This is a genomic window from Brevundimonas sp. AAP58, from assembly GCF_001295975.1.
GTDB lineage: Bacteria > Pseudomonadota > Alphaproteobacteria > Caulobacterales > Caulobacteraceae > Brevundimonas.
The window spans coordinates 1-1,003 of sequence record NZ_LJHU01000090.1; the positions used below are offsets into that span (position 1 = coordinate 1).

The window sequence follows — 1,003 nt, forward strand, 5'->3', positions numbered from 1 at the left end:
CCGACACATCCTGCCTCCACCCCCACCCAACCCTCCCCCCTCGAGGGGGAGGGCTTGAGCGCGACGATCACAGCCAAGGGCGAAGACGGCCTGATCACCCTGCGCTTCGACCTCGCTGGCCCTGCGCTGGACGACGCCATCCGCGCCGTCGGCGTCATGCCGCTTCCCCCCTACATCGCCGCCAAGCGCCCCGAGGACGACCGCGACCGCTCGGACTACCAGACCGTCTACGCCGCCCACGACGGCTCCGTCGCCGCGCCCACGGCCGGGCTCCATTTCACCCCTGCCCTGCTCGACGCCCTGCGGGCCCGCGGCGTCTCCACCCATGCCGTGACGCTCCACGTCGGCGCCGGCACCTTTCTGCCCGTCAAGGCGGAAGACACCGCCGACCACCGCATGCACAGCGAATGGGGCACGGTTTCGGACGACACCGCAGCCGCCCTCAACGCCGTGCGCGCAGCGGGGGGGCGCATCGTCTGCGTCGGCACCACCTCTCTGCGCCTTCTGGAATCCGCCGCCACGTCCGACGGCGTGATCCAGCCCTTCCATGGTGACACGGCCATCTTCATCACGCCCGGCTATGTCTTTCGCGCCGCCGACGTCCTGATGACCAACTTCCACCTGCCGAAGTCGACGCTGTTCATGCTGGTCAGCGCCTTCGCGGGCCTGGAGACCATGAAGACCGCCTACGCCCACGCCATCGCCGCCGGCTACCGCTTCTACTCCTACGGTGACGGCTCCCTGCTTTTCCGCGAAAAGGACACCCTATCCAATCGGGAGAGGGCTTGAGGCTCGGCAAACGGAGCGCGCCGTTCAGCCGAAAGGGTGAGAGGTTTCCCTCTCACCGACTTCCTTGTCTCCCTTCTCCCCCTGCGGGAGAAGGAGAACGTGCGTCGTTTTTCTCAATCATCCAACGACGCCCGGATTTCGTCAGTGGAATCAACGCCCTTCCTGTTCGAGACGCGCTGAACGCGCCCTCATATCCGGGTGTGTTACCCTCGCC

General features: G+C 67.0%; 1 protein-coding gene. It reads left to right on the forward strand.

Going from position 1 to position 1,003, the window contains the following annotated elements; genetic code table 11:
* The coding region (queA, locus tag IP78_RS11625) for a tRNA preQ1(34) S-adenosylmethionine ribosyltransferase-isomerase QueA (RefSeq protein ID WP_054111848.1) at nucleotides 1-789 on the forward strand (789 nt) is incomplete at its 5' end.
* Between the last annotated feature and the right edge of the window lie 214 nt (nucleotides 790-1,003).